At 45.8% G+C, this 25,096-nt stretch carries 18 protein-coding genes and 1 pseudogene; 10 read left to right on the top strand and 9 right to left on the bottom strand.

Annotated elements, in window-relative coordinates:
* The 3 genes from SPB21_RS05360 (at position 1) to SPB21_RS05370 (ending at position 5,116) form a co-directional block, all read left to right on the top strand.
* Positions 1-2,511, top strand: a complete 2,511-nt coding sequence (locus tag SPB21_RS05360) for an alpha/beta fold hydrolase (RefSeq protein WP_499865841.1) — start codon at positions 1-3, stop codon at positions 2,509-2,511.
* Positions 2,512-2,822: 311 nt separating this feature from the next.
* Positions 2,823-3,983: a hypothetical protein gene (locus SPB21_RS05365; protein WP_499865842.1), complete on the top strand. Its 1,161-nt coding sequence runs from the start codon at positions 2,823-2,825 to the stop codon at positions 3,981-3,983.
* Positions 3,984-4,105: 122 nt separating this feature from the next.
* The gene (locus tag SPB21_RS05370) at positions 4,106-5,116 is read left to right on the top strand and encodes a sulfotransferase family protein (RefSeq protein WP_499865844.1); all 1,011 of its coding nucleotides are present in this window, start codon (positions 4,106-4,108) and stop codon (positions 5,114-5,116) included.
* A 28-nt stretch (positions 5,117-5,144) separates the two neighbouring features.
* Here SPB21_RS05370 and SPB21_RS05375 read toward each other — a convergent pair whose 3' ends face one another.
* From SPB21_RS05375 to amt, 9 genes and pseudogenes are all read right to left on the bottom strand, one after another.
* A complete protein-coding gene (locus tag SPB21_RS05375; protein WP_499865846.1) occupies positions 5,145-6,308 on the bottom strand; it encodes an ARMT1-like domain-containing protein in 1,164 nt (387 codons plus the stop codon).
* A 2-nt stretch (positions 6,309-6,310) separates the two neighbouring features.
* Positions 6,311-7,858 (bottom strand): ATP-binding protein, encoded by a 1,548-nt coding sequence (locus tag SPB21_RS05380; RefSeq protein ID WP_499865847.1) that lies wholly within the window; start codon positions 7,856-7,858, stop codon positions 6,311-6,313.
* 94 nt (positions 7,859-7,952) lie between these two features.
* On the bottom strand, positions 7,953-8,357 hold the full coding sequence (locus SPB21_RS05385) for a type II toxin-antitoxin system VapC family toxin (protein WP_163702957.1): 405 nt from the start codon (positions 8,355-8,357) through the stop codon (positions 7,953-7,955).
* Complete coding sequence (locus SPB21_RS05390; RefSeq protein ID WP_163702958.1) at positions 8,357-8,599, bottom strand: hypothetical protein; 243 nt, start codon at positions 8,597-8,599, stop codon at positions 8,357-8,359. The genes SPB21_RS05385 and SPB21_RS05390 overlap by 1 nt, the downstream gene beginning before the upstream one ends.
* A 198-nt stretch (positions 8,600-8,797) precedes the next feature.
* Positions 8,798-9,052: pseudogene (locus tag SPB21_RS05395) on the bottom strand (ATP-binding protein); the annotation flags it as partial.
* Between the two features lie 55 nt (positions 9,053-9,107).
* Positions 9,108-10,925: a hypothetical protein gene (locus tag SPB21_RS05400; protein ID WP_499865849.1), complete on the bottom strand. Its 1,818-nt coding sequence runs from the start codon at positions 10,923-10,925 to the stop codon at positions 9,108-9,110.
* 354 nt (positions 10,926-11,279) lie between these two features.
* Entirely contained in the window at positions 11,280-11,462 is a 183-nt protein-coding gene (locus SPB21_RS05405) for a hypothetical protein (protein WP_499865851.1), read from the bottom strand.
* 142 nt (positions 11,463-11,604) lie between these two features.
* Positions 11,605-13,092 (bottom strand): tetratricopeptide repeat protein, encoded by a 1,488-nt coding sequence (locus SPB21_RS05410; protein ID WP_499865852.1) that lies wholly within the window; start codon positions 13,090-13,092, stop codon positions 11,605-11,607.
* Between the two features lie 424 nt (positions 13,093-13,516).
* Positions 13,517-16,117, bottom strand: coding sequence for an ammonium transporter (gene amt, locus SPB21_RS05415; RefSeq protein WP_163699835.1), 2,601 nt, complete (start codon positions 16,115-16,117; stop codon positions 13,517-13,519).
* Between the two features lie 595 nt (positions 16,118-16,712).
* Between amt and SPB21_RS05420 the strand changes: the two genes are divergently transcribed.
* The 7 genes from SPB21_RS05420 (at position 16,713) to SPB21_RS05450 (ending at position 24,924) form a co-directional block, all read left to right on the top strand.
* Positions 16,713-17,105, top strand: a complete 393-nt coding sequence (locus SPB21_RS05420; RefSeq protein WP_163664501.1) for a YybH family protein — start codon at positions 16,713-16,715, stop codon at positions 17,103-17,105.
* Positions 17,106-17,169: 64 nt separating this feature from the next.
* Positions 17,170-18,924 (top strand): ABC transporter ATP-binding protein/permease, encoded by a 1,755-nt coding sequence (locus SPB21_RS05425; protein ID WP_499865854.1) that lies wholly within the window; start codon positions 17,170-17,172, stop codon positions 18,922-18,924.
* A gap of 645 nt (positions 18,925-19,569) precedes the next feature.
* Positions 19,570-20,448 (top strand): hypothetical protein, encoded by an 879-nt coding sequence (locus SPB21_RS05430; RefSeq protein WP_499865856.1) that lies wholly within the window; start codon positions 19,570-19,572, stop codon positions 20,446-20,448.
* Positions 20,449-20,766: 318 nt separating this feature from the next.
* Positions 20,767-21,015 (top strand): hypothetical protein, encoded by a 249-nt coding sequence (locus SPB21_RS05435; RefSeq protein WP_163664495.1) that lies wholly within the window; start codon positions 20,767-20,769, stop codon positions 21,013-21,015.
* A gap of 284 nt (positions 21,016-21,299) precedes the next feature.
* Positions 21,300-21,575 carry a hypothetical protein gene (locus SPB21_RS05440; protein ID WP_163699829.1) on the top strand — a complete coding sequence of 92 codons (276 nt, stop codon included), beginning with the start codon at positions 21,300-21,302 and terminating at the stop codon, positions 21,573-21,575.
* 419 nt (positions 21,576-21,994) lie between these two features.
* Positions 21,995-22,192 carry a hypothetical protein gene (locus SPB21_RS05445; RefSeq protein ID WP_163664491.1) on the top strand — a complete coding sequence of 66 codons (198 nt, stop codon included), beginning with the start codon at positions 21,995-21,997 and terminating at the stop codon, positions 22,190-22,192.
* 386 nt (positions 22,193-22,578) lie between these two features.
* Positions 22,579-24,924: a GNAT family N-acetyltransferase gene (locus tag SPB21_RS05450; RefSeq protein ID WP_499865858.1), complete on the top strand. Its 2,346-nt coding sequence runs from the start codon at positions 22,579-22,581 to the stop codon at positions 24,922-24,924.
* The last annotated feature ends 172 nt before the right edge of the window (positions 24,925-25,096 follow it).

Below are 25,096 nucleotides of genomic sequence, written 5' to 3' on the forward strand. Positions count from 1 at the left end.
ATGGATAAGAAGAATATTGAAACAATTTATCCTTTAACTCCCCTACAGCAAGCATTTCTGTGGCATAGTCTGCAGACTTCTATCCAGGATGGATTAATCCATATGCGCTGCACGTTGCGTGGCGATGTGAATGTCACCCTGTTGCAGCAAGCCTGGGACTTCGTCGTAGGTCGTCATCTAGCATTGAGAACGTCGGTCTATTGGGAAGGCGTGAAGCAGCCGCTACAGGTGGTAGCGCGTCAGGCTTCTATTCCCTGGACACAGCTAGACTGGCGTGGTCATGAAGATCAGCAGGCAGCGTTGGCCGATTTTCTGGTGACGGATCGGCAGCTAAGCTTTAACCTCAATCAAGCTCCCATCTCTCGCCTTGCCTTAGTTCGCCTGAGTGACACAGACTATGAACTGGTGTGGAGCTGTCATCACCTGATGCTGGATGGCTGGTCTGGGGCGCTGGTATTTAATCAGGTATTTGATGCCTATGAGACATTGCTAGCGGGGCAGTCGCCAGTTTTAGGAGCTGTTCCCAGTTATCAAAATTATGTACGTTGGCTGAAACAACAAGATGAAGCGGCAGCAGCAGAGTTTTGGCGCGAGGCATTAGAAGGCTATGGGGAACCGATGGGTTTACCAGTTTTGAAAGGAGAAGAAAAGCTCAAAACTCAAAACGTCCTCCCACGCATTACTTTTTCTCCTGAGGTGACTGCAAAGATGCAGGAAGTTTTGCGATCGTACCGTCTTACCCTCAATACCCTAATACAAGGCATTTGGGCCTTAATTCTCCATGGCTACAGTAGCAATTCTGATGTTGTATTTGGTGCAACGGTCTCTGGTCGTCAAGCAGATTTAGATGGCGTGGAATCCATTGTGGGGATGCTGATCAATGTCTTGCCAGTGCGTGTCAGGATTGTGGCTGAACAAACCGTACTTGACTGGTTACAGACGCTTCAGTCGCAACAGGCGATGACCAGTCGCTATGCCTATGCCTCGCTGGACCAAATTCAGAACTGGAGTGAGACTGTGGGGCGTTTGTTTGACAGTCTGTTGGTGATTGAAAACTACCCAATGCAGACAGCAGTAGCCCGTAGTTTGCAGGTGGAGAAGATGCAGTCCGGATTGGTGAGCACCTATGGGCTGACCGTAATTGTGAAACCGGGGGATGCACTGACGGTAATGCTGCAGGCAGATGAACCCTATAGGCAGGCGCTACCTATCCTGTTAAAGCAGTTCGAGCAGGCTTTATTGGCCATTGTTGAGCATCCGGAACAGTCTGTTGGTGAAATCGTGCCATCACAGGACCTGTTAGTGGTAGAGCAATCTCTTAAGTCTGTAGAAGACTCTGCAGTTAATCTCAGTCGGGATCAGTTAGAAGGCAGTTTCTTTGCACCAAGCAATCCGTTAGAACTAAAGCTCACTCAAATTTGGAAATCTGTTTTAGGGGTGAATTCTCTCAGTGTGGAAGACAGCTTTTTTAATATGGGGGGTAATTCGCTGTTAGCAGTGCAGCTATTTAACGAGATGCAACAAAAGTTGGATTGTGCGCTACCGCTAGCAACCTTGTTTCAGGCTCCTAACGTGCGTCAGTTTGCAGCACTGCTCAGTCAAGACCAGCCGGTTTCTCAATGGTCCAGCCTGGTACCAATTCAAACTAGCGGTGCTCAGACACCCTTGTTCTTCCATGGCGGCTCAGCAGATGCTCTCACCTGGGCCAGATTCTCTTATTTATTGGGAACTGACCGACCATTCTATGCTTTGCAACGACCTGATCTTGATGGTAGTGAGGTGACCCATACCACCGTTGAGGCATTAGCAACAGATTGCGTCAACGAAATGCGCATGGTGCAGCCAAAAGGTCCGTACTTGGTGGGTGGACACTGCTTGGGAGGAGCAGTCGCCTTTGAGATTGCCCAACAGTTACAGGCCGATGGCGAGGATGTTGCTAGCGTTGTGCTGATTGATTCCTATCGACCAGGGGAGTTACCTGAAACAGCGCTAATGAAGCTGCAAAGCCGTTTGCAATTAGGTGTTTTTTGGGTACGAAAGAATTATTACTACCACGGGGGATGGGAGAAACTAGCCTCGTTGCCAGGGAAGATTTGGCAAAAGCTAAGGTCGGTTGCAGGCCCCCCTACCCCTCCAATGCTGGGAGACTTTGAAACGAGTCAGGATTCTTCTAACTTAGTGAATTCTGAAGATAGCTCCCCTGTTACTAAAGCTTCTAATTCCGAGCAGCCCAAAACTCCCTACGAATATCGCTATGCTCGAGCGCAAGAGGCTAATGAGCTAGCGGCAGAACGCTATGTGCCCCAGCCCTATGCAGGACGAGTGAGGTTGTTCCGAGCAGAGATCCAGATTTTAGATTGGTATTTTGGCCGTGAGCTGGGGTGGCAGGTGGTCGCAAAGGATGGTGTGGAGGTGACAAAGATTCCGGGATTCTTTGGGAATTTGTTTAATCAGCAGGCGACACCACTGTTGGTGAAGCCGGTGAGAGATTATCTGTCGAAGTTGGAGTAAGGGCGATGTGGGTAAATTGCATACCTATATCAAAGGCTTGGCGATATCTGGTTCCCCGTCGTAAGGCTACGGTGTACACACAAGTACTGAAAACTAGCATTTTCGGTTGCCTCACCCCCTCTAACTCCCCCTTGGTAAGGGGGAGAACTGGAGTTTCCCCCCTTGGTAAGGGGGGATTAAGGGGGGTAATGCAGGATTTTGAGCTCACTTCCGAGATGTGTATACACGGTGGGGGGGACAACCTAAGGAACAGTTTCTCTATACGAATTCATTCACACATTAATTCCTAATATCACACTCCTTACACACTTATGACTGCTCAACCAACTCGAATTCTACAAATAGTGCCTCGCATCTTCCCCGATGTGGATGGTGTCGGTGACTATGCGTTACAGCTGGCCCACCAGCTATATAATCACCACCAAATCCTGTCTGACTTTTTAGTATTCAGACCCAACCCGAAACTGCGGCCCCAAGTAGATCAGTTCCCTGTACATCGACTCGAAAACCATACGGTGCAAGGGCTACTGAACCGTGTGCCAGAAAATATATCAACTATTTTTCTTCAATACAGTAATTATCCCTATCTGCGGGGAAAACTAGATGTGCCGATGTGGTTAGTGGATGCACTGAAGGTGCTGAAGCAAAGGGGGGTGCGGATTGTGGTGATGTTTCATGAGTTACCGACGTTGCGCTATAAGCAGATTCGCTGTCCAAATTTTGTGCAGCGACGGGTATCCCGTGGGCTGGCTCAAGTAGCTGATGTGGTGGTGACCAACAATGTGGCATTTCAGCAGACACTGGCGCGATGGACGGAGTTGCCAGTGCACTGTGTGCCTAACTTTTCAACAATTGGAGAATTAGGGCAGGTGAAGCCGCTTGCTGCACGTAAGCATTCGTTGGTGGTGTTTGGCAGTAGCGATCGCACCCGCGTTTACCGTAACAATACGGAGACACTCAATCATATTTGTCACACATTGAATATCGACACCCTTTATGATGTGGGTCGTCCGGTTGAGTGGGACGATCAAGGATTGGATGTAAATGTAGTCAGAACTGGTTTCTTACCAGCGGCTGAGGTGAACCAGCTACTGGCTGAGTCCTTAGCAGGAATCTTTGACTATCGACGATTTCCTCAAAACCTAGCGAAATCCACAGTATATGCAGCCTATTGCTCCCATGGGCTGTTGCCGATTTGTAATGGCTATGGTTTAAAGCCTCAAGATGAGATTGTGGCCAACCATCATTATTTAGTGACATCGTCGCTACAAGCGTTTGCCCAACCATCGACGCTGCAGGCAATTGCAGATAATGCCTATACCCATTATCAAAACCGTACTCTGGCCCAATGTGCCATCCAGTTTGCCAAGTTGCTTCATCCGGTTCCATCTACCCAAGCCATGTATACTGATGAATGTACGGACGTCAGCATAGGACAGAGCCTGCCCCATTCTCCGGCTCCATTTTCTTAAGGGAACAAGAAGAACCGCCCTTAAGGTCATGGTCTTTTAGACAGAGGGATTTAGGATTTAGGGCTCATTCGTTAAGAAGAGTCTGTCTGCCAGCCACTTGCTAACCTTATTTTTATTGAGTTATGCATACACAAGAGGTCGGTGAAAGTGTTGATATGGGTCAATTAACCCCCTACCCCAAGCTGTTTATCGTGGGCTGTCCACGTTCTGGGACGTCGTGGGTGACATCGTTGATTGCAGGGCATCCAGATGTTTTAGCGGTACCCAGGGAAACCCATGTTTATCGGCTGGTGTATGAGCCGTTTGTGGAGATGCCAACGTGGAAGTGGAAGAAACGGTTACAGTCTTGGAAAGGTATTTTACGGCGCTATGGTTTGAAACCACTGTTGTTTGGTTTTCAGCCTGCGGACATTTGGCGGGGAATTTTACGAGAGCATCAGATTCTTAATCGGCCTGATAGTCATGGGTTACATGGGCTGGTGGACTATGGAGACTTAAGGTCACTGATTAAGGCGATTCGCTTGCAGGTGCCAGAAACTAACCGTGGGTTGGTACAAGCAGAAGAGCTAATTGCAGCGATGTTCGATCGTTTTTTTGAGCAGCATGGCAAGCCGGGGCAGGTGGTTTTAGAAAAGACACCGATGCACATTCGCTATGGGGAGCAGATCTTATGGCGTTTTCCAGAAGCTCGGATTATTGAGGTGGTTCGAGATGGGCGGGATGTATGTGTGTCGTACAATGCCCTGGCGAAGCAGCAACGCTGGGCGCAGATAGGCACGGCTGGCGCAATTCGACAGTGGAAGCAATGTATGGAGTGGGGCGAACTGATTCGGGAGCGACCCAGTTTAAGTAACCGGGTACATACGGTGCGGTATGAGGCGCTGAAGGCAGACCCAGATAGGTGTCTACAGCAGATTTTTCAGTTTGCTAACCTGGCATGGCATGAACAGCAGGTTAAGGAGATTGTGAAGGCGGCGGATATTAGCCAGGTTCAACAAAAGGGCGATGGGCAATATGTCCGATCCGGTTTAGTGGGGGATTGGAAAGAGAAGCTGTCTGAGGCTGAGATTGCCATGTGTGATCAAATTGCGGGAGAGCAGTTAGTGCGGCTTGGTTATAAGGCTGGGAGATAACGTGTTTAAGAGATTGCCAAAAGCAGCATTAACCCAGGGATTGGATCACAGCAAAATGACCGCGAGTGCGCCAATTATCAAATTTTGCGGCGGCTGTTTCGGCAATTGATAAATCAATACCGATTAGCGCATCAGATTTGAGTACTCTCAACGCCAGAGCTTTGAAGGGAACTCCGTAAGTGGCGATTTCAACGGGGGTATCCATTGGCCATTGTCGGTCTTGTACAAATCGACGATAGTTGAGATCACCTTTTGAAATAACAATAGTTGAGTTACTCAGGGTGTTGCTAAGGTCGTCATTTAAAGCACTGAAGTGTCTGGGTTCACCCCAATCTGCTTCAGCCTGGATGAGCAGTCGATCACAGTCCATAGCGGACCTAAGCCGCTGTCCCATTAGGCAAATACCTTCAGAAAGATTCTCATCAACAAAACGATTAAGGGTTTCCTCTACATCAATGGAGAGCGCATCGGAAACAAACATGGGCCATGGTTTCACATGAATGATCACCCGAATATTGTTGAATGATCTGAGTAATGCATCGACCATGACCAGATCCCAACAGAGCTCATGCCCAGCATTATCAGCGATTATATGAATGTCTCCTTTAACAGGATGCTGCTCTAAACAAGAGATAAACTCGTCGCTTTCGTCAAGTAACACACGATCATTCCATAAATTAGAATCACTTCGTGAGGTGATGAGTTGACTGTAGTCTGCTTCATTAGCAAACAATGAACAACGAATGGTTGCCTTTAGTAAATCTGTGTCAGATAGCTGTAAAATTTTTTCTAAACCGGAGTCAAGGGCTGGAATTGCTTCGGCTAGTGCCCTTTGACGAGTGGGCCAAAAGACATCTACACCATTATCAAAATAGCCCGCGATGGAGTTTAATCCGTGATAGAAGAGAAATTCTAAATCAAAAAACGCTAGATTGTTCCAGGTTAACCTGCTTAGGTGATCAAGATAGTTTTCCCAGTAAGCTGTGGGGCAAGAGAAGATTTTTGTATCAATGGGGCTGCCTTCCATAACAGACTGAAGCAGTCTTTGGGCAGCTTCTAATTGCCTATGATCCTGTAGTTGTTTTTCAATAGTAGACAGAATCTTGGGTAGACGACGGGTAATTGTATAATCGACAAACCCTTCACCACGGATGCGTTTGATGGGGTCAGGAGTATTGATCGATGTGTTCATGATTATCCTCGGATCACCGTCACCTGACGCTTGCTCTCGGTTTCTGCTACCTCAGTTGTAGTTCGTTCAGCGATGGGCCGTAATCCCTGACGCTGGTCAAAAATAATTAGCCAACCCTGATTAAGACCTAATCCAGCCAGATAGCGATCCAACTGTTCTAACCCTGCTTTTAGTGGATCGGTTCGTCCTTGTCGCCACACTCTCAGTTCGATTCCCAGTATGGTTTTGCCATAGCGCAAACACAGATCCATCCGGTCGGTGCCGATAGCATATTCCCGTTCCAGAGTGCCGCCACCATTCACAACTCGATGTAAGAAAGCCATCATAACTAAGTGGGGGGCAATCTCATGATACGGAGCACTTTTAAGCAATGGTTCACCATGTTGTCGCCAAAATGAGAGAAATGCTTTGAGTAAGGCATTTGGTATTAACTCTCCCTGGTCATTTAGCCAGGATGGAGCAATCATCGGTAATGAAGCTTGGGGTACTTTGGCCAGGACCCGTGGTAACACTTCCCGATAGATGGGATTAGCTATGACGATGCCACCGCCATTGGCCAGCCTACATAGGCCGAGATCTAACACATACTGTAAATCTTCATTGGGAACTACGGGTAACGATTGCCCTGCCAGAATAGGTTCGATAATCGCTCTCACACGATCTTCTCGCAGGCGTTCAGCCAAACTATCCAGATGGGTGTCTTGTCGTTGAATTAAAATTTCTTTGGCTGCGTAGATATGGCCAACGTCAATGATTTGCTCAGGATTGGGAACAAGTTCTTCAACAATTTCTTTGGCTAAGGCATTGACTAGCCAGGGTTGGCCCTGGGTTAATTCATATGCAGCCTGTATGGCGTCTGTCGTAAACTGTTGTCCGGTTTCTTCTGTGTGCTGTTGATAGAGCTGAAGGATTTCTGATTGATTGAAGTTTCGTAGGGTTAATGATTTAACTTTAATATTGAAGGGACTGGCTGTTTGTAAACGGTTACTACCACCTGAGGCGACTTTATAATCACGTACATCTCTAAGACCGATTAGTGCCAGGGAGTGCGGGAAGTTTTTAGGGCGGCGGGGATAGCCATCACGTAGCTGACGCAACACACTGATGAGGGCATCATCCATAAGGGCGTCGATTTCGTCGATGAAAACCACCAACGGCCTGGGGGACGCCTGACACCAGGCTTCCAGGGCGGCTCCGATGCGGTTGCCGTCTACCTGGGGCCATGGAGGTGGTTGTAGGTCTGGGGGTAACCAGGCTCTGGCAGCCTGTCGCCAGGATTCTAGGATATTAGTTACTGCTTTGTCTGGATCGTGGCTGAAGGGTTGGCCGACTTCGGTGGAGACCATGATGGCGGTGTAGCGATCGCTGGTGGTTAGTTCTTGGGCCAGGGCCAACATGGCGGTGGTTTTACCGGTTTGGCGGGGGGCATGGACGACGAAGTAGCCGCGTTGAGCGATAATGCGCTCGATGCCTGGGAACCGTGCAGTGGGCGGTAACATGTAATGGATTTCAGGCTGGCAAGGGCCAGCTGTGTTGAACCATTTGGGCATCAAGGAAGCCCCGACGAAATGATACGTGCAGTATAGCAATGTAGACTGACACGTTAGCGTAGTGAATTCTTGAATTTGTTCAGATTACAAACGATTAGGGCTGTTGCCAGTTTTCTGTCTGTAGCCCAGGAACTCGATCGAACTCCCGTTGATTTGCCGTGACCATGAGAAGACTATGCTGTAGAGCAGTCGCCGCAATTAATATGTCGTAAGCCCCAATTGGTTGACCCTGCTCTTTAAGACGTGCTCGAATTTGGGCAGCTTCTTCAGCTTCTTCAATCCCCATAGGGAGAATAGTTATAGAATCGAGCAACGTAACAATTGTTGGTTCTATTTTCTGGGCACGCTGAGGATTGTTTAGCAGGCCATAACGCAATTCCATAACGGTAATCACTGAAACGGCTATATCGGTAGGGGCTGTTTGCTTTAGGCGAGTTTGAGTACCGGGCTCACCTTTTATGAAATCGCTGATAACGCAAGTATCGAGTAAGTATTGCATCAGAATAGCTCTGACTCGCGAGGTGGAAGCAGTTCACTTCGGTAGGATTCGAAGGCAGGAAAATCGGGGACTCCACTAAAGGATAGGATTGTGTCTGGCCATTGAGGCATCGACACAGTTGATGCTTGGGTTATCTGCCGTAAGCCTTGGAGAATGAAGGTCTGGAGCGGAATATTTGATTCTGCTGCTTGTCGGACTAGATCTTGTTCGAGATCTGGCGGTAGATTGATCATGATTTGCATGGGGTTTCTCCGTCAGACTACTCATTGAGATTGACATAGAAATAGGATAGCAAATCTGGATTCGACGGTTTTCTTAGTGTTGGCTCTGGTGGCTTTTGATATTTTAGGTATGCAAAAGGCACTATGCATACGAGATTTTCATGTTTGGGGATAACCAGGCTCTGGCGGCCTGTCGTCAGGATTCTAGGATGTTGTTGCGGCTTTGTCTGGATCGTGGCTGAAGGGTTGGCCGACTTCGGTGGAGACCATGATGGCGGTGTAGCGATCGCTGGCGGTTAGTTCTTGGGCCAGGGCCAACATGGCGGTGGTTTTACCGGTTTGGCGGGGGGCATGGACGACGAAGTAGCCGCGTTGAGCGATAATGCGCTCGAGGCCTGGGAACCGTGCGGTGGGCGGTAACATGTAATGGATTTCAGGCTGGCAAGGGCCAGCCGTGTTGAACCATTTGGGCATAATAAGTAATTAGCAATAGAGTAATTAGCAATAGAAATATCTTGTGGATAAAACCTTATGTTCTATTAGAGTTGGCAGAAAGTCGTCGGCTAATATTAGGCAAGATAAGATTAAGTTTTTGCAAATGTTCCTCATATTCATTTTGACTTACTGGAGCTATTTCAGCACTTTCATCACCAGGATGTGAAATGGTATTACGGTTACGGCGATCAAATATAGTTATTACAAACATAAGTTCAGAGTGACTTGCAATAGATTCCAGCCAAGCAACAACTTGTTTGCGGTCATAATGACTGCGACTTATTGAGGGTTGCTGATTGCAGAAACACCATTCTTGCAAAGTATTCAATAAATGATTATAGGCTAAACCATGAACGCCACGTTTTTCTGCAAGGATAGTACGTCGAACTTGTTGCATTAAACTTCTGTGCGTTTGTAAGTGCCCGTCTTCTATATCGATATAGCGAGCTGTTGAGAAAGTAAGAGGCTCGACAAGACGGCTAAGTAAGCCACTGTGTGGATTGGAGTTTCTTTGAGAAAGATGTCTAACTTCGTTATCAAATTCTCCATTATATTCATCAATGAGCATTAAATGCTCTGCTAAGTAAATAGTAGTTGAGGATGGTTTTTGAACTCTCAACCCTTCACATATATGAGTTAAAAGTGTATTCAATACAATTGGAACACGTGAGATCAGAAATACTAAAATCTTGATACTTTTTAATGTTAATACGGGATTCCAATCTTGAAAAACAGTCTTAAGTTGTTGTTTAGCCTCCTCGCTACACGTATAGTTCACAACGGCTTTCTGAAAGCACTGCTTCAATGCTAAATCATCATTGGCTGCAATTCTATCTATGTAGCCTTGACTTCTAAACTTCTCTCTTAGGCTACCTAACACCAGAATTGCACGCTTTAGAGTTTCCTGAGGGGATTCTCCACCTTCTTCTGGTAGAGGTTGATAAAAACTAACTAATCGGCTACGCTCAATCAAATCATCAACTTCATCTTCTGTTGTCAGAATATCTAGCCTAGTTTTAAGTGGATTTAGGCTTAGAGCAAGATTGCTGGACAAATATTCGCCAATCCGAGTAGAGATATCTAGCATTCTTGTTCCAATATCCTCGTGGGTATCCGTATCAGGAAATTGAACAGTAAGAAACATGTCATCAACATATCGATGAAAAGTAAGTGAAGGAATACCTTCTATTTGAATTTCATGTATATAACAATCAAGAGGATAAAGAAATAAATGACTCAAAAGGTTAGAAGCAATATTCTGTTGGGATATTGGCAGCCCTTCTGATCGTTGCATTATTAGGAATAAAATTTCTCGAATTGCCAATCTTGTATGTTCATCATAGTGAAGACGCAACTGTGATGCAGGTAAAGCCTGTTCAGCCAATACTTCGATAAGTCTAGAGTGATCAATTGAGCGGAAGAAATCTTGGATGTCCAGATGCAGAACAGCTACCTTATGTCCTTGTATCTGTTGACGTACAGTTCGGCGTATGTTTCTTGTGAATTCTTGATAGTCTTCTTGATAATGAATCTGACTTCTTTGGGGATCATCTAAACGAATATTTGCGCCATAGTAAGTATGGATCGATGCACGCTTTTGAATGCCATTTAACTCAATTCGAATTGCTTGTGTTAAATCAAGAAAATAAAAAGCTAAGGCATAGTAAAGGATCCAGAGAGGAAACTCAAGGAAGTGAAATTGACGCACTCCACCATCACCTTTAGGTACAGAATATGGAGTTGAACAGAATAAATTGGGGTAATTAAAGCAAAGATCATTTTGAATGTAGTCAGCATAAAATTTATCTACATCTATGCTGGCAAGAGCATTTTCTCTTCTAAGAATTTCCAAGTCTAAACTTCGATGGTTTCGTGAGCTAGACTGAACTTGACAAGTTATCAGTTCAATGCTGCTTCTAACTTGCTTGTCTGTTAAGAAAAATCCAAGAGGGACACTAATAGCCTTTCCTCCCAATCACCTAATTACATAGTCTGTATAGCTTTTATAGCTAATTTTTAGTCAATATGTAACCTCGCTAGTTCGTTGCTAAATATATCGGCTAGGATGCCTTTTGAAAGCCAACTGTAATCCAAAAATCTACGCTAGCCAGCGCGCAACTACCTCAAAAATCAAAGAAACCACCAAAAAGACGTTAGGGTAAAAATCACAAAGATAGCTGCTCCCAGTATGTAAGGCTCATAGGCATTACATACTGGGAGCCATCCCATCCGCCTGTAATTCCGATTTTGCCGCCAGCACACCATTCTCCAACCGCAAAATCAATTGCCCCTTCCCAAATATCCCTGGGTCCGCAACAACTTGCACATCATGGTAAAGATCACTTACCCCCAACGCCACATGCCGTGGCACCGTCTGCTCCAAAAACACCCGATTACCCTGATCAAACTGTCAACAGATTGCATCCAGTGCCGCCTGCAAATTCAATCCATGAGCTACTAAATCCGAAATCATCTGCAAATGCCCCTGGAGCTGCATCGATGCCCCATCCCCCCAAACGACCTGACAACTATTACTGACGACGGTAGAGTTCGACTTCGTTGGCCAGGATGCGGACATTGTAATAGGCCAGGAAATCTTGGCCGAGGAGACCGGCTGAAAAGCTGGGCGCGATCGCAACATGCACATTCATCGCGGCTGCCGACTGCACCCGAATCGATCGCACCCAACCATTACTGATCGGAACCGCCGTCTCACCTGGAATCTGCAAAAATCCCCCTGGAGTCCCCTTAATCCCCAACATCGATGCCATCGTCTCGGTAATAATGGTGCGAGGCAAATCCTGCTGCATCAACATATCAAACGAGTGTCGATCATTAAACCGTACCTCAATCACCGGCATCCCCGACCGCATCGCCTTAATCGGCACCCGAATTAACCGCTCCGCCTCGACCTCCGCCTTTTCTTGATCCAACTCCTGACGAATTGCCTCCGCCCGATTCGCGGCTACCTTCTGCGCTCGCCAATTCCCCTGATCTAGCCATAATGATGCCGCCTGCCGATAATCCGCCAACGCCTCCTTCCCAGACTGTACCGATGCTCGCGCATCATATAGTTCAGCTGATGGCTTTATTGCGATCGCATTCGAATAATCCTTAAACGCATTGTCCATATCTCCCAGCTGTTGATAGGCTTGCCCCCGTATCGTCAGCCGCTCTGCTGTCGCCTCTGTTTTGATCAACTCTGTTATTGTTGTCATTGCCCCGTAGGCATCTCCCAATGCCAGCCGAATTTTGGCCCGTTGCACCTGAACCATCGGATCTTCGGGAGCTAGCTGCTGCACCCTGGTCATATCTCGTGTTGCTGCCTCGTAACGATGGAGCTGGGCTTGGAGATAGGCACGATCGCACAGGGCCTCTAGATGATTCGGATCGATCTCCAACAACCAATTTAGATCTGCCAATGCTTGTCTGAATAGACCTTGGGTCACTTTTTCCCTTGCCCGCTGCAAAAATTCTGTTGGTGACACCATGGGAGCTGGTGTTCCAGAGGTCTTTCCTGGAGTCTGGGATACCTTAGCGGTCGGCGTGACTGGCTGATTTAACTCTGTCTGTAACTGATTCGCCTGCTCCAAGCAAGCGGTTGCGTTCGCCTTATCCTTTTGTGCCAGATATAACTTAGTGGCTGCCTTATAGGCGTTGATTGCTGCTTGGGGCTGACCCACCTGACGATACATTTTACCTAATAATTGTTGCGCTGCTGCTAGCTGAGGATCTAGCTTTAATGCTTGCTGGGCATCGATAATGGCTGATGACGGTGTGGCGGTAGTGACATAGGCGAGGGCTCGTCCCAGGTACGCCTGCGCCGTTGGTTCTCGTTGGATGACTTTGGTGTAATCTGCGATCGCTCCCGCACTATCTCCCACCTGAAGCCGTGTCCGTCCCCGTAGTCGGTACGCCTCTGTCTGTTGCGAGTTGGCTAAAATCACCTGATCCAATAGGGCTAATGCTGTACGTAGTTCGCCCCGCTCAACACAATCCACTGCCTGCTGATAGCTCATTGTTGTTTTTATGCCAGTTGTTTTGACACCATCCTATGGACCCTATCAGGAGTTTGCCCCCATTGGTCTTATTTTATTAACTCTATGGAGAAAAACAACCGTAGGGTGGGCAAACACCTATGGATATCTGTTATAACCCCTACCGATATTGATGCTTGCCCACCCTAACCGATTTGGAAAAGTTGGGCAGATATAACGGTTGGCAATGGGCATAGGAGATCTAACCTCCCCACCTTTGTATCTTCAGAGCTAGTCATCCTGTCCAAACTCAAATTTGGAAGAATTAAAATCTACATCCGTCATTGGTCCCATAACTCCCACACGCCATCCTACGAGATTACTAAATTTATCAAAGGCTGCACTCTCTCGTTGTAAACGATTCTCTGCGAAGCTAAGCTTACCACCTACATGTAACCAAATTTCTCTAAGGCAACGGAATTTCGATGACAAAGGTAGTTTCCTTTCCTGTTGTAGTATAGATCTTTCCATGATGCTGGTTGACGATGATTTGATGGGTTGTCGCCAGGCCTAAGCCAGTCCCTTCACCGACGGGTTTGGTGGTAAAAAATGGGTTAAAGATATTGGATTTAATTTCTGGAGGAATGCCTGGTCCGTTGTTCTTTATAGTAATAGTGACAAGTTGATCGGTAGCGTGGGTTGCGATCGCAATTTTAGGTTGAGCACAGGCAGGCATCGTTACGGCATCCACCGCATTGGTCAAAACATTGAGAAACGCCTGGTTTAAATTTCTGGCATAGCATGGCACTTTAGGTAGTTGTCCATAGTGGCGTTCGATAACAACGGGCGTATGGGCTGAGTCTAGACGATGGGTTAAAAGCAGTAATGCATTTTCTAACCCCGCATGGAGATCGACCGCTTTGAAATCTGCTTTGTCTTGATGTGCAAAGGTTTGCAGTGATTTTATAATGTCACCAATACGTTCTGCACCAACCTGCATAGAATTAATTAGCTTTGGAAAATCATCTAGCAAAAAATCAATTTCTTGATCGTCAATAACAGATTGAGCCTGTAGTTGAGTCTGGGTCTGGGGTGATAAGGCTTGGTATCCCTGGCGATAAAGGGATATTAACTGGATCAAATTCTGAGCATAGTCAGCGGCATGGGATAGATTACCCTGTATGAAGGTTGCCGGATTATTAATCTCGTGGGCCATGCCCGCTACCAACTGCCCCAAGCCTGCCATTTTCTCGCTGTGCACTAACTGGACCTGGGTTTGTTTCAGTTTATTCAGGGTGTTAGTCAGCTCGATAGTCTTATTTCGTTCGCGTTGTTCAGAACAGCGTAGTTCAGCCTCGGCCACCTTGCGCGCTGTGATGTCACGAATCATGATGGTATAAAAAAGATCGTCAAAAACCTGTGTCTGGGTAACGGTTATTTCAAGGGGAAATAAATGCCCTTCAATATGTCTCCCTAAAATTTCATGGGGTTGTTGACTGTCGCTGGTTAGCTGCAGTAACCGTTTGAGACAGACTACTTTATTGTCCCAGGTACAGTTTTCCAAATAGACAAAGTGTGAAAAATTGTGTCCAATCATCTCTGACTTAGAGTTGCCAAAGATACGCTCAACTGAAGGGTTTGTGGTTTGAATCAGGAGCTGATCCACAGAAACGGATAAAATTCCTTCACCCGCTGTTTCAAAAATTGCTTCTGTTTTTTCAATTGCTTTTTCTAATGTTGTGACTACCTGAAAATACCACTGGGACAGTTGCCCTTCTTCATAAAAGGTATCGACTGGTATGCGTCGCGTTCGTTTACCCGTGCGTGCATGGTGACTGATGGTTGTATAAAAATCCTGTAGTGGGTTTCTAGCCTGGTGTTCAGTGATATTAAGTCCCACATACTCTTGCCGAGCAGTAACCCTGAGGGCAAAGCAACGATCCAAAAGTACCAGAGCCAATAGTGTTGCTGTAAAGCTCCATAGGCCACAGGCTAGGATGCCAGATACTTGAACTTTAAGCTGTTCTAGTGGGCTCAGACCTGTGTTGAGAATGACCGGATCCGCAAAAATAGCGACGGCTAAGGTGCCCCATATACCGGCCCCTAGATGGACGGGAATTGCACCAACGGCGTCATCAATATGCCAGTGCTCCATCAGTTTGGTGAGCCATAACATGCACAAACTGCCGACGCCACCAATCAGGAGAGATTCAGCTGTGGATACAGCGTGACAGTTGGCCGTAATCGCGACTAGCCCTGCCAGGGCCCCGTTCATGGTTGTACTAACGGTCAGGGTCTTTTGGCGAATGAGGGCTATGAGTATGGGGGTAACGATGCCAGCGGCCCCGGCTAATAGGGTATGGGTCAAAATGTTGGGAACATTATCATTCAACGCCAGGGCACTGCCCCCATTGAAGCCAAACCAGCCAAACCAGAGCAGCATTGTGCCGAGAAACGAAAGGGGAAAGTCGGAACCTGAGATACTCTGGTGCGATCGCTTTTTAGAAAACCGGCCCAAGCGGGGGCCAATAAATAAAATAGTTGCCAGGGCGCTCCACCCCCCCACACTGTGCACCACGGTGGAACCCGCAAAATCAATAAAGCCTTGCTGCCCCAACCATCCCAGCATTTCTCCCTGGAACAATCCATTCCAACTCCAGTGACCAAATAGGGGATAGATCAGACCTGAAATAATTACGGAGATGGCAATGTAACCTTTAAAACTAATCCGTTCAGCGGCTGCCCCCGATAAAATGGTCACAGCTGTGCTACAAAACATGGCCTGGAAGAGGAAAAATGCATTAAACCAGGCAGATAGTTGTTCTAGGGGTGGACAGTAGCTATTGTTACCTAACCATCCACCGTAGGATTGGCCAAACATGAGACCATAACCAATGGTCCAGAAAATGAGGACTGAGACACTGAGATCAGCAATATTTTTAATAACAACATTAATGCTATTTTTACGACGAGTTGCTCCGGCCTCCAGACACAGAAACCCTGCTTGCATTAAAAAAACCAGACCAGCGCTGCACACCAGCCACAATATATCTATTTTGCCGTGCATTTAATCAGTCAATAAAGAAATATAGCTTTGGTTGATTTGAGCAGATGCAACGTTTGGGAATATTCAGTGTCAGTGTTAATGCAACGACAGACAGACGCAAATGCATCTTGGGTTTGATTGCAATATGACTTGCATCTCATTCTATCTGTGATTTACATCAATATACTGTATACAAATTGTACGCTAGGTACTCAAATGCCGATAGTCTAGCGAAACTTGAGCACATAAATTTCAGTATCGTCAACTCAGTAGTGTAAATTTTGGCACTACCTGTTCTATTGCGGCCCACAAGCTCACAAAATACAACCAGCGCCGCCTCAAAATTTCTGCCCCCGTTGCTGCTGCTAGCGGTTGAGAAGTTGCCACAGCCCCCCGTGTTCCCAACATGACAGGACGAGCGTAGGCGTAGGGATAGGACGTAAGATCGAATAGTTACATATTGGGGGTCAAGGTCTTTCTATGTTGGGCACGTTCTCAAGGCTATAACCTGCTGACGTTTGAGATGTATACCAGAGTGCAAAACTTAAGCGGATTAGGCAAGTAAGTTACAGCGGAAGAGATCTCTACACCTGCAAGAATCATTAGAGAGGGAATTATGTCGGTTAGCGATCGCAACCAAATCAAAACAATATTCGAGGACATCTATCCCGAAAACGCCAGGGCCAAAGATTCCGATGCCTATGCCGCCATGTTTACCAAAGCAGCTATACAAATGCCACCCCATGTTCCTGACCATTACGGTAGAGCCAGTATTGCAGCAGGATATGCGCAGCAGGTTGCCGATAAAGATCTAGCTCCCACACTCACCGCCGAAGAAATCCAGGTTATGGGAGACTTTGGCTACGTCACTGGCATCGCCATGGTGACCGTACACCCCCACGATGGCAGCCCATCGGTGCAAATTAAGTTTCGGGGCCTATGGCTCATGCAAAAAGAGCAGGGAGATTGGAAAATCCATCGTCAGATCTGGAATGAAAAGCCCCAGTAAATAGCCACTGCTCCGCTAAACCCTTTACACTAACAAGACCGGATCTGGCTATGAATTCTCCTCTATGCAACGCTTTAACCTCCAAATCTTTCAACGTTTCTGGACCATTGCCAAAACCTACTGGTTCAGCAATGAAAAGTGGAAAGCCCGAGGACTGCTGCTCATCATTGTTGTACTTCTCCTGGCCTATACCGGTCTTAGCGTTGTCCTCAATAATCAGCGGGGGGAGCTGATCTCTGCGTTGTCTGCCAAAAATGAATCCCGATTTTGGCAAACCGTTGTCATTTTTATCAGTGTTCTAGTCGTTTATGCGCCGCTGCTGGCAGGCTACACCTACCTGCGTGACCGTCTGGGTCTGGCCTGGCGACGCTGGCTGACTGGCGACTTTGTAGAGCGTTACTTTGCTGATAGAGCGTTCTACCGCATTAATCAGTTTGATCCTGATATTGATAACCCTGACCAGCGGATTGCTGAGGATGTTAAGAACTTTACCCAAGAGTCCCTGACCTTACTGCTGGTGCTGTCTGATTCAATTTTGGAAATTATTGCCTTTAGTGGCGTCTTGTTGGGAATTTCTAAAGAGCTGGTACTCTTTTTGGTGGGCTATGCCATTGTCGGCACCCTGGTCACAGTGGGTGTGTTTGGCCAGCCCCTGGTTCGTCTAAATTTTGAACAGTTGAAGCGGGAAGCTAATTTTCGGTTTAGCCTGGTGCGGGTGCGCGAGAATGCTGAAGCGATCGCATTTTACCAAGGTGAGACTCAAGAATCGACCCAGGTTAATAACCGATTTATGGCGGCGTTTGATAATTACAAGCGTCTGCTGGGCTGGGAGTTAGGACTGAATGGTGTGACCAATGCCTATGAATTTATTCCGTTTATCTTACCGGCGCTGGTGGTTGCCCCTGGCATATTCAACGGTGATATCGAAGTGGGTAAGGTCAGCGAAGCCCAGGGGGCATTTATTCGCGTTTTCTTCTCTCTTAACCTGATTGTTGCCCGCTTTCAATCCTTGACTGCGTTTGGGGCTGGGATTGATCGTCTCTATGACTTTGCCACATCCCTTGGCCACATTGAGGAGCCAGAGAGTTCACCAGAGGAGAATACTCAAGAGGAAATAGAGCAGGCAGAGTCGGCAATAGTTGTTGCCCACCCCGTTATCAATCGTGAGATTGGTTTAGAGTTGGCGCTACAGAATTTGACATTGCAGACGCCTAACTATCAGCGCACGCTAATTGAAGATCTCTCGTTGGCATTAGATACCCAAAGTTCGCTACTGGTGGTTGGCCCCAGTGGTTGTGGCAAGAGTTCGCTGATGCGTGCGATCGCAGGTCTATGGAACTCTGGCAACGGCACCATTGAGCGCCCCGAACTGGAGTACTTGCTATTTCTACCGCAAAAGCCCTACATGATTTTAGGTAGCCTCCGGCAGCAGTTGCTCTATCCCTATCCCGATATTGAGTTAAATGATGCCCAGCTCAAAACAGCACTTCAGCAAGTTAACTTGCCTGACTTAGATGAACGCTTTGGTGGCTTTGATGCTGAAGAAGAATGGAGCGATGTGTTATCCCTCGGGGAACAACAGCGACTGAGTTTTGCCCGAGTGCTGCTGCATCAGCCAAAATATACAATTCTCGATGAAGCCACCAGTGCCCTTGATCGTGACAATGAACAACAACTGTATGGTCATTTAGCGGCTACCAAAACCGCTTACCTTAGTGTTGGCCATCGCAAATCTCTGGAAGCATACCATCAATCTATATTACGACTGTCAGAAGACCATACATGGCAGCTACAATCGCTGCTTGATTCCGTGGTCTAAGTCATCAAACATATATGGACAGGTGGGTTAGGGCAACTTTACTGAGTAATCTTTATTAAAGTCACCACAGACTTTATTTTGGCTTTGCCTAGGGACCCTGGCAATACAGTTAAATGTACTTACGGGAAAGCACTTAGGTGCTAATCAACAGTTAAACGCTAAAACACTATAGTCTCAACCTAATTTAAGTCTCCATTAGAGTGTGACTACCGGGTGTCAAGTTAGATATCTGCCACTGTTTTAGTCGGTAAGATATCTTAGGGTGCCATAGTTTGCATAGTCGCATCGCGACAGAGGGGGGCATAACCAATCTGTCACTCATTGTAGTGAGCTGTTGAGCATCTCAATTTAAATAATTCTGTTGGATTTAATGCAGAAGCAACGAAGACTTATTTGTCTACAACTGCCTGGACGTATTTGAACAACTTGTTATCTTTAGCCTGGCTCGATTGCTAAAAACAGACGTAATCGTTGAGAACAACAGATTACTAAGCGATTGAACTGGCAAATACCCCAACACATCTGCCAAGTCAGATCAGGAACGGGCTGTCTGTTTTTAGAAATTCCCTGTGGCAAATACCAATTCAAATGACGTAATTGCGTCATGACGCATGCTTTTTAAATTAATTTATGTCAGGAGATTCCATGAATCGATGTTTAGGTAAAGCCTCTTGGCTTTTGATGGCTTCTGTTACGTCGGGGGTGGTTGCGATCTCATCCCCCGGTCAGGCCGCTAGTCTTGCGTTTTCAGAAAGCTTACTAGAAGTAACCTTTAATCAAGATTTCTTTGGTAGCGCAACAGATACAAATACGGATACTATTGCCATCGCCGAAGATGGTGAAGTTATGGTAGATGCTATAGCAGATGCTGCAGCTTTTAATGATGCGGCTGGTGCAGATTCATGTTTGTTCGGCTTAGGAAATCCTGGTGCCTGTAATGTCGCATTTAGCGAGGCGATAGGTGACGACGGCAACAACTATTTTGGCATTGGTGAAAGCTTTTCTGAAGTCATTGGTGACTTCTTTGTCGCCTCTGGCAACAGTTTTAGCTTTGACTTTATTGCCTCGCTGCTGCTCGAAACAGAGATTGATCGTCCTGATGTTGAAGCTGCCCAGGCAACTGGTGAAGTCTCATTCGCTCTCTATGGAGGTACTCAATCCAATTCTTTATCTCTTTTGGATACCTTTACACTCAGTGGACGTTTATCCGCACTTGGCTCAGACGATAATTTCACTGAACCACAGACGAGCGGTGCGCTGACATTTGACACGTTCTTTGACACATCCTTTGGCGGACAAAGTGAGTTTGTCGATGCCTTTGTGGAAGGATCCTATAGCCGTAGCTTTGACACAGATACCTACCTACAACTGGTGGAAGTTAAAACCAGTTCTGCCTGTGTGGCAACGGCTGCCAGCCAGCAAGACTGTAAACAGTCGGTGCCAGAACCCACTGGTGTATTAGCTTTAATTGCACCACTCTTAGGCTTAACTGGCTTCTCATTAAAAAAAAGGCTCCATGGCTAGTGTAAGGAGATCTTAATTGATTAAGAGATTGTCTCACATTATTTAAACATCTCTTCTCTTTGTCTTTTCCCCCTTTAACGCTCCTTTGCTTTAAGGTCGTTGAGGGGGAAAATGTGTTTTGAGGTAACTTAACTGAGTTTGATATTGGTCAAAACTGCCAAAATGGCCACACTTGCTAAAAATGTCAGCTGCCGAACTAAATGCGATATTTTTCCAAGAATCTGCCAAAATGGCCACATCTTTCTCAAAAAAAACAATATTGTATCTACAACAGCAACAAAAGGTTGCTTTAGACATCTTCTTTGGAGAGCCAAACTCATGAATATCAACGATCTAAGCTATCTAGGTACTGTTTCTGAAACAACAAATATCTTAGGTGGTCGTCGTCGCCGTCGTCATCGCGGTGGATCTGCTAAAGCTACAGCTGATGCGGCTGCAGATGCACTGGGTAAATACACTAGAACCGATGCTTATGTAGAAACTAATGCGGCGGCTGGTATTGGCTCCAGTTCTTACGCTAGCTCCACATCGTATGCTAGCAATAGCAGACGTCGTCGTCGTCGTTAAGTTTAGCAGATTCTATTGGAGTGGATCTTTGATCTATTTCTAATTTGATCAGCTTTACCATTCAACAATCCTAGTATTTGCAAGGATGGGAACCTTTAAGGCTCACCAAAAGATCAGGCACCATATTGTTCTTTTGGTGAGCCTTAACTTACAGATGCCCCATTGCTGTTGTATTCTAACAACGAGTGGGGAAATGGCAAGATCGTTTCACTGTTTGTACTATCTGTCTGTCGAGGTTCATTTCTCATCGTTGTAACAACTTATCGTCCGATAAGGAGAAAAAAATGAGTCAGTTGATAATTTCAGACCTTGATTTTTTCAAGGATATATCAAATCAGCTTTATATTCATGGTGGTTCTCGTCGCAGCTCTCGGGGTGTCGACGTTGCTTTAGATGCCGAGTTTGATGCTGATTTCGACGTCGATTTTACAACCTATGTTGGCCCCCATGGTACTCGCCGTGTTAGTGCTTTTGCCAGAGCCCTGAGGGGGAGTGCTTTAGCCAGTGCCACTGCAGTGGGTGGTGGTCGGGCACGCGCCTCTGCTTCTGTTCAGCTGTAAGCTGATTTCTAAGGTTGAACAGAAGCCATTGTCCTTGTGTCACAATATTAAATCTAGTCTTTTTCATCTGAACATGGCTAGTAAGTTTAAGAGTCAGTCAAGTAACTGACTCTTATTTTTATGGGTAACGAAGCTATAAAGAGAATATCACCTTAAAACGAGACCTTTTTCTAAGGATAGTACTTAGACGTCAGAAGCTAGGAATCAAAACCTTACTGATTTAGAAGATGAAGTGCTCTATAAAACGGGCTAATGGCCTAGATTTCACAGGTAAAGAGCTATACCAAAGATTAGTAACGGCAACGTATAAAAAAACTCCTGCCAAGTTGGCAACATTCTCTTAGAACAGGTAGATATAGTATGCTCACCAATCAGAAACTTGGTTGGTGAGCATACTACAAAACTTGGAGAGAAAGATAATGTATATTTCTGATTTGAGCTATCTTGAAACAACTGTATCTTCCGATATCGTTGGTGGTTCTCATCGCCGTCGCCGTCGTCGTGGCGTCAAAATTAAAATCGATGTTGTAAAGGTGAATGCGTCTTCAAAAGCTAGTGCCTATGCATTCAAAGGGAATGCAAAAGCCACTGCAATTACTAAAGTTAGTGTTGACTAATCAGTAATCAGCACCTCTACTCTAATTTGCATTTGGCATCCGATTCTAGCGTTGTTGATTTAGAGAGTGAATTGTTCGTAAAACTTGCTAACAGTTGAGATTTAACGGATTGTTTCATGTCGAGATTCAACAACGCTCTAATTTTCTCAGGAGTTGCATAGGATAGGTCAATTTAACTGTTTAGGTAGGTTGAACAAGACCTCTGTGCTGCCCAAATTAGCTTAGATGTCAGAGCTCTACTCAGTCCCCTAAAAGAATCACTGTAATTCAGATGATGATGATTTCAGATGAATGCAGTGGTTCTTTTTTGACCTGATATCGTTAGCCAGTAAGCTTCAAGGCCTACCAACTGTATACAGCCAATAGCCGACAAGTTCAATATAGCTATGAGAATTGACGTTGTTGATACGCTTGATCAATTTAAGGAAATAAAAGAAGAGTGGGAATGGGTATACCAATCTGATCCTAAATCTCTTTTTTTTATTTCTTGGGTTTGGCTAAATGGTCGACTTAATTGCCATGAAGCATATGAACAACCTTGGATGATTTTAGCTGCAAAGGAAACTGAACCCAATCAAAATTATGTAGCTTTCTTTCCCCTCGTTATTAATACTGATGAAAAACTACCAGGTCAGCTATATAACGAACTATCAATTATTGGTGTGACAGATGCGATGCATATTCCTTTTATCTGTCTTCCAAACTATGAAAAAGATGTGGCTTCTGCTTTTGCTAATTATTTGCTACAACATTTCACAGCATGGTCAACTCTAACCATTGCTAATCTTTCAACAGCAGATACTCGATCAAAGTTATTATTAGAAGATTTTTCTAAAGAAAACTATCTTGTTCAGGAACTTCATCACACGAGTGATGTTGACTCTATAGATAACAATATTGTTCCCCATATTCTGTTGCCTCAGAATTGGGATATCTATCTTCAAGAGAAATTAAGCTCGAATACACGTCAAAAAGTCAAACGCCTTTTAAGAAAAGTTAGTCAAAATGGTGAGTTCAGGGTAACGCAACCGACAGCTGAAACACTGGATCAGCATATTAAAGTTCTATTGAATTTTTGGGAAAAAAGCTGGTCGGGTCGAAAAGGCAATGAGCACTGTCGCAACATTTTAGAAAATGCTGATTTGAGTTTACGACGTTGTTTTGAATATCATTGTCTTTATTTGCCAGTTTTATGGCGAAACGATCAACCCCTGGGTGCCATTGCCAATTTGATAGATTGGCAGAAGAAGTCGATGCTTTTTTGGTTGGGGGGACGTGATGAGGCGGTTAAAAATCTCTCGTCAGGTTTAATTTTGCATGCATTGAGTATTCAGTTTGCTATTCAAAACCAATTTGAGGTGTATGATTTTTTGATGGGAAATGAGGCCTATAAATTTTCGTTGGGTGCTCAGCCTCAGCATATTAAAATCTTAACGTTACAACGTCGAGGTGAGTCACAGCGATCGCCTCAGCTTGATATAAGGACATTGCCTCAAGCCCTGGAAATTGCCTCAATTTATCACCAGGCGGGCCGTTTATCTGAGGCTGGGCAGTGTTATCGTCAAATTTTGCATACACAGCCGGAGCATGCTGAGGCTCTCTATGGATTAGGCGTTATTTGTCAGCGTACTGGAGATTGGCAAGGGGCTGAAATATCTTTTAAAAAGTTGTTAGAGCTTCAACCTGACAATCTCAAGGCATGGTTTAGTTTAGGGACGCTCTATCAAACCCAGGGGCATTTACATAGGGCTGACCAGACCTTTCGGCGAGCGCTTGATTTACCTACGGTACCTGTGATTACGGCAGCAATTTTCCATAATCTTGGCTACTTATTACAGCAGCAAGGTGACTGGGATGGCGCTATTGATTGTTATCAACAAGCTAAAGACCTACAGCCTGAATGTGTCGAGGCTGATGTGATTTGGGCGAATGCCCTGTATGAGCAAGGTAAATTGTCCTCTGAAAAATATTCGCACTATGCAAACCTCAATATGGATTTAGGAGACCAGCGACGTCAGGTAGGTGATTTGAGTGTTGCGATCGCATACTATCAACAAGCCATTGCCATGCAGCCTGATTTGGCAGAAGCCTCTTATTATTTGGGACTCACCCTTCAGATCCAGGGTGACGTAGACAACGATAATATTCTTGCTTGCTATCAAAGGGCGTGGCAGCTGAAACCCGCCTATCGGGAAGCTGAGGTTGCTGTTGCCAATATACTATATGACCAGAAGCAGTTACCACCGTCAGAAAATCATCAATATGCGTTGGCTAACTATGAGCTAGGCAACAAATATCAGAAACAGCAAGAGTTGGAGGTTGCGATTTCATACTATCGACAAGCCACGCTGATGCAACCCGAGCTGTTGGATGCCTACTCTCATCTGGCTCTAATGCTGCAGTTAAAAGGTGAGGAATCCTGGGATGAAGCCATTGCTTGTTATCAAAAAGCACTAAATCTTAACCCTGCTGATCCAACTGCAGATATAGGCATAGCGACTATACTTTATCATCAAGGCAAACTCTCTCAATCTGAGCAATTAAGGTATGCTGATAGGGCTTACACCTTGGGCAATTCGCAAAAGGAATTGGGTGATCTACAGGCTGCCATTGACTCCTATCGCATAGCCATTAGCATGAATTCATCGCTGACAGATGCTAAACACGCATTGCGTACCGCATTACAGGAACGAGATAATGTCACTATTAAAGTCAGCTGTGTCAAACAATAGTCAATAATTGTCCTTACACAGCTGATCCTAACTGGTGAGTTGAGCATCAACTTAAAGTCGGGAAGTATTGGTTAATTGATGAAGCCTCAGATGTATGTAGCCAGAAGCCAGGCATCAGTAAGGTTCTGATGCCTGGACCTGTGATGGAGTTGATACCCGGTGAGTTGATACT

This window comes from Leptothoe sp. ISB3NOV94-8A (assembly GCF_043421595.1).
GTDB classification, from domain to species: Bacteria; Cyanobacteriota; Cyanobacteriia; order Phormidesmidales; family Phormidesmidaceae; genus Leptothoe; species Leptothoe turfae.

What these genes read in the sequence shown, in the direction of transcription:
- SPB21_RS05360 (WP_499865841.1), top strand. Translation starts at nt 1, where the DNA reads ATGGATAAGAAGAATATTGAAACAATTTATCCTTTAACTCCCCTACAG.
- SPB21_RS05365 (WP_499865842.1), top strand. Translation starts at nt 2,823, where the DNA reads ATGACTGCTCAACCAACTCGAATTCTACAAATAGTGCCTCGCATCTTC.
- SPB21_RS05370 (WP_499865844.1), top strand. Translation starts at nt 4,106, where the DNA reads ATGCATACACAAGAGGTCGGTGAAAGTGTTGATATGGGTCAATTAACC.
- SPB21_RS05375 (WP_499865846.1), bottom strand. Translation starts at nt 6,308, where the DNA reads ATGAACACATCGATCAATACTCCTGACCCCATCAAACGCATCCGTGGT.
- SPB21_RS05380 (WP_499865847.1), bottom strand. Translation starts at nt 7,858, where the DNA reads ATGCCCAAATGGTTCAACACAGCTGGCCCTTGCCAGCCTGAAATCCAT.
- SPB21_RS05385 (WP_163702957.1), bottom strand. Translation starts at nt 8,357, where the DNA reads ATGCAATACTTACTCGATACTTGCGTTATCAGCGATTTCATAAAAGGT.
- SPB21_RS05390 (WP_163702958.1), bottom strand. Translation starts at nt 8,599, where the DNA reads ATGCAAATCATGATCAATCTACCGCCAGATCTCGAACAAGATCTAGTC.
- SPB21_RS05410 (WP_499865852.1), bottom strand. Translation starts at nt 13,092, where the DNA reads ATGAGCTATCAGCAGGCAGTGGATTGTGTTGAGCGGGGCGAACTACGT.
- amt (WP_163699835.1), bottom strand. Translation starts at nt 16,117, where the DNA reads ATGCACGGCAAAATAGATATATTGTGGCTGGTGTGCAGCGCTGGTCTG.
- SPB21_RS05420 (WP_163664501.1), top strand. Translation starts at nt 16,713, where the DNA reads ATGTCGGTTAGCGATCGCAACCAAATCAAAACAATATTCGAGGACATC.
- SPB21_RS05425 (WP_499865854.1), top strand. Translation starts at nt 17,170, where the DNA reads ATGCAACGCTTTAACCTCCAAATCTTTCAACGTTTCTGGACCATTGCC.
- SPB21_RS05430 (WP_499865856.1), top strand. Translation starts at nt 19,570, where the DNA reads ATGAATCGATGTTTAGGTAAAGCCTCTTGGCTTTTGATGGCTTCTGTT.
- SPB21_RS05435 (WP_163664495.1), top strand. Translation starts at nt 20,767, where the DNA reads ATGAATATCAACGATCTAAGCTATCTAGGTACTGTTTCTGAAACAACA.
- SPB21_RS05440 (WP_163699829.1), top strand. Translation starts at nt 21,300, where the DNA reads ATGAGTCAGTTGATAATTTCAGACCTTGATTTTTTCAAGGATATATCA.
- SPB21_RS05445 (WP_163664491.1), top strand. Translation starts at nt 21,995, where the DNA reads ATGTATATTTCTGATTTGAGCTATCTTGAAACAACTGTATCTTCCGAT.
- SPB21_RS05450 (WP_499865858.1), top strand. Translation starts at nt 22,579, where the DNA reads ATGAGAATTGACGTTGTTGATACGCTTGATCAATTTAAGGAAATAAAA.